Here is a 7,387-nt window from a genome sequence, read left to right as displayed (position 1 = left end):
GGCTATCAGGTCACCAACGTCGAGGCGTCGATGTCGTCGCCCTCGTCGCTGCTGCACTGGACCCGCCGGATGATCGAGATCCGCAAGCAGAACCCCGCTTTCGGCCTCGGCTCGTTCACCGAACTGCCGTCCTCCAACCCGGCCGTCCTCGCGTTCCTGCGCGAGTACGAGGACGACCTGGTGCTGTGCGTGCACAACTTCTCGCGATTCGCCCAGCCCACCGAGCTCGACCTGCGCCTCTTCGACGGGCGCCATCCTGTCGAGCTGTTCGGCGGGGTGCGCTTTCCGGCCGTCGGTGAGCTGCCCTATCTGCTCACCCTGGCCGGGCACGGCTTCTACTGGTTCCGGCTCACCCGAGCCGTGACCCGGGTCGGCCGACGCCTGTGAGCGTGCGCCGAGGAAAGGATGGGTCACCGTGACGAAGACCGCCTCTCTCCGACCGAGCGCCCCGAGCGCCTTCCGCTCCGGTGGGCCGCTCGTAGCGCTGCTGCGCGAGTGGCTGCCCCGGCAGCGCTGGTTCGCCGGCAAGGACCGGCCCCTCACCGATCTGCGCATGCTGTCGATGACGGAGCTGTACCCGGGCTGTCTCCATCTGCTGGTGCACGCCGGCCAGTCGGGGGTGCCCACCCCTGGCGGCACTCCCCCCGCCGGTGACTGCTACCAGCTGCTCCTGGGCCTGCAGGAGCATCTGTCCCCGCGGCTGAACCGGGCCCTGATCGGCCGGGTCGAGGAGGGCCCGCTGGCCGGGCTGACGGTGCACGACGCGTTGCAGGACCCGCGGTCGGCGCAGCTGCTCCTGGAACGGATGCGGCACCCGGGCACGCTCGGTCCGCTGAGCTTCGAGTCGGACCCTTCGGTGTCGCTGCCCGCCGGGCTCGCGCCACGGCTGCTGGAGGCCGAGCAGTCCAACACCTCGCTGGTGTACGGGGACGCGTTCATCCTGAAGATCTTCCGGCGCATCCAGCCGGGGGTGAACCCCGACCTCGAGGTGCCGGTGGCGCTGGCCGGACAGGGGTGCGGGCGGGTTCCCGCGCCGGTGGCCTGGTTCCGCACCACGCACCCCCAGGAGGCGACCCTCGGCGTGCTGCAGCCCTTCCTGCCCGACGCCTCGGACGGCTGGACGCTGGCGCTGCAGGCGCTGGCGCGGGGCGAGGACTTCACCGCCGAGGCCGAGGAGCTGGGCCGGGCCACGGCCGACGTCCACCTGGCGCTGGCGGCGGCCCTCCCGGCCGGTCCGGACGCCGAGGACGGGCGTACGGCGGCGGCGATGACGGAACGGCTGGAGGCGGCCGCGCACCATGTGCCGGCGCTGCGGCCGTTCGTGCCCGGTCTCACCACCGCGTTCGCGGCGCTCGCCGTCTGCGATCAGGGCCCGCCCGCCCAGCGCATCCACGGCGACCTGCACCTGGGGCAGGTGCTGCGGGCGGGACGCGACTGGTTCGTCATCGACTTCGAGGGCGAGCCGTCCCGTCCCCTGGCCGAACGGCGGCTCGCCCACTCCCCCGTCCGGGACATCGCCGGCATGCTGCGCTCCTTCGACTACGCCGCCCGTCAGCGCCGCCCCTGGCGTCCGGAGTGGGCGCGCCGCTGCCGGGAGGCCTACTGCGCGGGCTACGCGGCCCGGGCGGGCTGGGATCCGCGGAGGAAACACGCGCTTCTGCGTGCCTATGAGACGGATCGCGCCGTTTACGAAGTGCTGTACGAGGCCCGCAACCGGCCCGACTGGCTACCCGTACCCATGGCGGCGATCGAACGACTCGCCGTCCGAGGAGGCTGACCCATGGCCCTGCGCGACACCGCTCTCCCCGAGGCGGCCGGTCCCCGGCCGCCCGCGGCGCACGCGCTCGACCCCACCGACCGCGCGCGCCTGCTGTCGGGCGCCCACCACGACCCGCACGCCCTGCTGGGCGCGCACCCGGTGCAGGGGGGCGTCCTCTTCCGGGCCCTGCGCCCCTTCGCCGACTCCGTGAGCGTGGTGGCCGGCGGCGACGCCGTCCCGCTCGCCTCGGAGGGGGACGGCCTCTTCGCCGCCGTACTGCCGCTCGACGAGGTGCCCGCGTACACGCTGCGGGTGACGTACGGCGGTGACACGCACGAGGTGGAGGACCCGTACCGGTTCCTGCCCGCGCTCGGTGACCTCGATCTGCATCTCGTCCGGGAGGGCCGGCACGAGGAGCTGTGGAAGGCGCTGGGCGCCGAGCCGATGACCCACCAGGGGGTGACCGGCACCCGTTTCACGGTGTGGGCGCCGAACGCCCGGGGTGTGCGGGTCGCGGGTGACTTCTGCTGCTGGGACGGCACCGCCTTCCCGATGCGGTCGCTCGGCGCGGCCGGTGTATGGGAGCTGTTCCTGCCCGGTATCGGCGAGGGCACCCGCTACAAGTTCGAGATCACCTCCCGCCACGGGGACCGCTTCCTCAAGGCCGACCCGATGGCCCGGTACGCGGAGGTCCCGCCGGACACGGCGTCGATCGTGCACACCTCGCGCCACAGGTGGCGGGACAAGAAGTGGATGACGCACCGGGGCGACCGTCCCGTGCACGAGGCGCCGTTCTCGGTGTACGAGGTCCATCTTCCCTCCTGGCGGCCAGGGCTGACGTACCGGCAGCTGGCCAAGGAGCTGCCGGCGTACGTGAAGGACCTCGGCTTCACCCACGTCGAGTTCATGCCGGTCGCCCAGCACCCCTTCGCCGGCTCCTGGGGTTACCAGGTCACCGGTTTCTACGCGCCCACCTCGCGGCTGGGGACACCCGACGACTTCAAGTACCTGGTGGACGCCCTGCACCGGGCCGGCATCGGGGTGATCGTGGACTGGGTGCCGGCCCACTTCCCGAAGGACGACTGGGCGCTCGCCCGGTTCGACGGGGATCCGCTGTACGAGCCCGGGGACGCCCGGCGGGCCGAGCACCCGGACTGGGGGACGTACGAGTTCGACTACGGGCGCACCGAGGTGCGCAACTTCCTCGTCGCCAACGCCACCTACTGGTGCGAGGAGTTCCACATCGACGGGCTGCGGGTGGACGCGGTCGCCTCGATGCTCTACCTGGACTACTCGCGGGACTCCGGGCAGTGGGAGCCGAACGTCTTCGGCGGGAACGAGGATCTGGCCGCGAAGGCGTTCCTGCAGGAGATGAACGCCACCGTGTACCGGCGCAACCCGGGGGTCGTCACCATCGCGGAGGAGTCGACCGCCTGGGACGGGGTGACCCGGCCGACCGACAGCGGCGGACTCGGCTTCGGTCTGAAGTGGAACATGGGCTGGATGCACGACTCGTTGCAGTACATCGCGAAGGAACCCGTGCACCGCAAGTACCACCACAACGAGATGACCTTCTCGATGGTGTACGCCTACAGCGAGAACTACGTCCTGCCCATCTCGCACGACGAGGTCGTGCACGGCAAGCAGGCCCTGGTCTCCAAGATGCCCGGCGACTGGTGGCAGCGTCGCGCCAACCACCGGGCGTACCTGGGGTTCATGTGGGCCCATCCCGGCAAACAGCTGTTGTTCATGGGGCAGGAGTTCGCGCAGGGAGCCGAGTGGTCCGAGACGCACGGTCCCGAGTGGTGGCTCCTCGACGCCGGGTACGCGTCGGCGGGTGATCACCGGGGAGTGCGGGACCTGGTGCGTGACCTCAACACGCTGTACCGGGCGACTCCGGCCCTGTGGGAGCGCGACACCGATCCGGCCGGATTCCGGTGGGTGCTCGGGGACGCCGCGGACGACAACGTCTTCGCGTTCCTGCGGTACGGGGCCGACGGCACCCCGCTGCTCGCGGTGAGCAACTTCTCGCCCGTCGTACGCCACGACTATCTCCTCACCGTTCCCGGCGACGCCCCGGTCTGGGAGGAGGTCCTCAACACCGACGCCGGCCGGTACGGCGGCAGCGACGTCACCCACGCCGACCCGGTGAAGGCGGCGAACGGGGAGCTGGCGCTGACCCTGCCGCCGCTCGCCACGGTGTGGCTGAGGCCGTCGGCCGTGTGAGGAGGCGCCTCAGGGGGCAGTCGGTTGCTTACCATCCGGGCGCAGAGAAAGGCTCGTCGCGTGCGCACCGTCGGAGTGGAGGAGGAACTCCTCCTGGTCGATCCGGAGACCGGGGAGCCCCGGGCGCTGTCCGCCGCCGTGCTCGCCCGGGCGGCACGGTGCGAGCAGGCGGAGGAGGAGCCGGTCTTCCAGAAGGAACTGCACAACCAGATGGTCGAGTTCGCCACCCATCCCCAGACGGGGATGGGTGAGCTCGGCGAGGAGATCGTCCGGATCCGCGGGGAGGCGGCGGGCCACGCCAGGGAGGCGGGGTGCGCCGTCGCCGCGCTCGCCACGTCCCCGCTGGCGGTGCGGCCGTCCGTCAGCATCGGCAGCCGCTACCGGTGGATGGCGGAGCAGTACCGCATCGCGACCCGGGAACAGATCGTGTGCGGCTGTCACGTGCATGTCTCCATCGGCTCCGACGAGGAGGGCGTGGCGGTCATCGACCGGATCCGCCCGTGGCTCCCGGTGCTGACCGCGCTGAGCGCCAACTCGCCGTTCTGGCAGGGCCGGGAGACCGGGTACAGCAGCTACCGCAACCGGGTGTGGCTGCGCTGGCCGTCGGCCGGTCCGACGGAGTTGTTCGGGTCGGCGGAGCGCTATCACCGGCGGGTGGCGGACATGCTGACCACGGGAACAGTCCTCGACGAGAAGATGGTCTACTTCGACGCCCGGCTGTCGGTGCGCTGGCCCACGGTGGAGGTGCGGGTGGCGGACGTGTGTCTGCACGCGGACACCGCCGTGCTCGTCGCCACGCTGGTGCGGGGTCTCGTCGAGACGGCCGCCCGCGCCTGGGAGGCCGGCGAGAAGCCGGTGGACCACAGCGTCAGTCTGCTGCGGCTGGCCGACTGGCGGGCGGCCCGCTCCGGGCTGACCGGCGACCTGGTCGAGCCCGTGACGATGCGGAGCGCGCCCGCCGAGAGGGTCGTACGGGCTCTGCTGGAGCATGTCGAGGACGCGCTGGCGGACAGCGGGGACCTGGAGCGGGCCCGCGAGTCCTGCGCCGCGCTGCTGCGGCACGGCAACGGGTCGCAGGTGCAGCGGGAGGTGTACGAGCGCACCGGCAGCCTGCGCGAGGTGGTCACCACCTGCGTCCGGCACACCCAGGTCTGAGGCCACGGCGAGGACGGCGCCCGGATCGGACGGCCGAGCGGCGCCGCCGGGTGCCTCGGGCCGTCCGTGGCTCATTTCCGTTCCGCTTCCCCGGACCTGCCGAGATCATCAAGGCCCATTACTTAATCCGTTCCGGCCACAAGCGGTCCCACCTGGGCTACATTCGCCAGCGTCGATAACAGTTCTCGTCGACGGAGTCACCCTTCGTACATCTCAGGAGCAGCGTATGCGCGACTTCGCTGTCGCTCCCCCAGCCGTTTCGCCCCTGACCGCAGGGCTCGCCGACAGCGTTTTCGAGACAGCGGCCCGCACCCCCACCCTGCCGGTGCTGGCCCGCCGCGCCCCCGGCTCCGGCACGTGGGAGGAGGTGACGGCGGTCGAGCTGCGCGACGAGGTGGTGGACCTCGCCAAGGGGTTCGTGGCCTCCGGGATATCGCCCGGCCACCGCGTCGCGATCATGGCGCGTACGCGGTACGAGTGGACCGTCCTCAGTCACGCGCTGTGGGCGGTGGGCGCCGAGGTGGTGCCCGTCTACCCGACCTCCTCGCGCGACCAGGTCGAGTGGATCCTGCGGGACTCGGCCTGCGTCGGCGTGGTCGTCGAGGACGAGCAGAGTGTGATGACGGTGGGATCGGTGTGCGCGACCCTGCCCATGCTGCGGCACGTCTGGCAGCTGGACGCCGGAGCGCTGGAGGAGCTCGCCCGGCGCGGCGAGCTGATCCCGCTGACCACCGTGGACTCCTTGCGCCGCATCGTGCTGCCCGACTCCACCGCGGTGATCGCGTACACCTCCGGCACCTCGGGCCGTCCCCTGGGCTGCGCGCTGAGTCACCGGAGTCTGGCCAGCCCCTGCGACACCCTGCTGGCCGGCTGGGGGCACACGGCGGCGCCGGCGGGAGAGCAGGCCTCGGTCCTCGCGTTCCTGCCCTTCTCGCACGTGTACGGTCTGATGATCCAGGGGCTGTGCATCCGCGGGGGCATCCTGATGGGGCACGAGCCCGACCTGAGCGCGACGGCGCTCTCCGAGGCGCTGCAGTCCTTCCGGCCGACCTATCTGTACGCGGTCCCGTCGGTGTTCGAGAAGATCTACAAGAACTTCCTGCGGGCGGCCCAGGAAGCGGGCCGCGGGGCGCTCTTCGAACGGGCCGCGGAGACCGCGCGGGACTTCGCGGCGGCCGTCGAGCGGCAGCGGCTGGGCCGGGGCTCGGGTCCCGGCTTCGACCTGCGGCTCCAGCACGCGCTGTTCGAGCGCACGGTGTACCGCCGGCTCCGCGCGGCGCTGGGCGGCCGGGTGCACCGCGCCACCTCGGGCGGCTCGCCGCTCCACCGCGACCTGTCCCTGTTCTACGAGGGCATCGGGGTGTACGTCCACGACGGGTACGGCCTGACGGAGACCTGCGGCGGGGTCACCATGCAGCCGCTGGGCCGGGAGAAGTCCGGGACGGTCGGACAGGCCCTGCCGGGCACGGACATCCGGGTGGCCGACGACGGGGAGATCCTGGTGCGCGGCCCGTCGGTGTTCCAGGGCTACGTCAACGACGACGCCGCGACCCGGGCCGCGCTGCGGGGCGGCTGGCTGGCCACGGGCGACCTGGGTTTCCTGGACAACGACGGCTATCTCACGATCACGGGCCGCAAGAAGGACGTCATCATCACCAGCAGCGGCAAGAGCGTGGCGCCGGCCGCGCTGGAGCAGCGGCTGCGGATGCATCCGCTCGTCCACCAGGCCGTGGTCGTGGGCGACAACCGGCCCTGCGTGGGCGCGCTGATCACCCTGGACCCCGACTTCCTGGCGCACTGGCGCGCGAGTCTGACGCTGTACGGCGACAGCCGCGAGGCCCGCGAGGAGAACGCGCTGCGTGAGGAGATCGCCCGGGCGGTGGCAGCGGCCAACAGTTCGGTGTCCCGCTCGGAGTCCATCCGGGCCTTCCGCATCCTGCCCCGGCCCTTCGACCAGACGAACGGCCTGCTGACGCCGTCGATGAAGCTGCGCCGCGACTCGATCGTGTCGCACTACGCGGCGGAGATCGAGGCGATGTACCAGGCGAGGGCGCGGCTGCCCCGGCAGAGCACCCCGGACGAGGTGCTGAGCTGGGACGACGCGGACGACGTGTTCCGGTGAGCCGCGGGCGCCCGGTATGGCCGGTGGGCGACGGGGAGTGATCGCGGGGATGGGGGTGTGCGGGACGCGTAGGCCGGTCGGCGCCGGGAACCCTGTGAGTGGCGACGCGAGAGATCCGTACGAGA

General features: G+C 71.9%; 5 protein-coding genes. All 5 read left to right on the top strand.

Annotated features, from left to right (window positions below):
- On the top strand, nt 1-387 hold a 387-nt coding region (locus tag ACFY30_RS13110), incomplete at its 5' end, for an alpha-glucosidase C-terminal domain-containing protein (RefSeq protein WP_390845266.1).
- Between the two features lie 28 nt (nt 388-415).
- Complete coding sequence (locus ACFY30_RS13105) at nt 416-1,777, top strand: maltokinase (RefSeq protein WP_390845265.1); 1,362 nt, start codon at nt 416-418, stop codon at nt 1,775-1,777.
- Nucleotides 1,778-1,780: 3 nt separating this feature from the next.
- Nucleotides 1,781-3,985: a 1,4-alpha-glucan branching enzyme gene (gene glgB, locus ACFY30_RS13100; RefSeq protein ID WP_390845264.1), complete on the top strand. Its 2,205-nt coding sequence runs from the start codon at nt 1,781-1,783 to the stop codon at nt 3,983-3,985.
- A 60-nt stretch (nt 3,986-4,045) separates the two neighbouring features.
- Nucleotides 4,046-5,140: a glutamate--cysteine ligase gene (locus ACFY30_RS13095; RefSeq protein ID WP_390845263.1), complete on the top strand. Its 1,095-nt coding sequence runs from the start codon at nt 4,046-4,048 to the stop codon at nt 5,138-5,140.
- 226 nt (nt 5,141-5,366) lie between these two features.
- The gene (locus tag ACFY30_RS13090) at nt 5,367-7,262 is read left to right on the top strand and encodes an AMP-dependent synthetase/ligase (protein WP_390845262.1); all 1,896 of its coding nucleotides are present in this window, start codon (nt 5,367-5,369) and stop codon (nt 7,260-7,262) included.
- The last annotated feature ends 125 nt before the right edge of the window (nt 7,263-7,387 follow it).

The organism is Streptomyces sp. NPDC000345 (assembly GCF_042898825.1).
GTDB lineage: Bacteria > Actinomycetota > Actinomycetes > Streptomycetales > Streptomycetaceae > Streptomyces.
The sequence above is the reverse complement of the archived record's forward strand: the minus strand, read 5'-3'. Positions and strand labels throughout refer to the sequence as shown.

Excerpts from the sequence above, each read along its gene's own strand:
- glgB (WP_390845264.1), top strand. The coding sequence starts at position 1,781 with ATGGCCCTGCGCGACACCGCTCTCCCCGAGGCGGCCGGTCCCCGGCCG.
- ACFY30_RS13090 (WP_390845262.1), top strand. The coding sequence starts at position 5,367 with ATGCGCGACTTCGCTGTCGCTCCCCCAGCCGTTTCGCCCCTGACCGCA.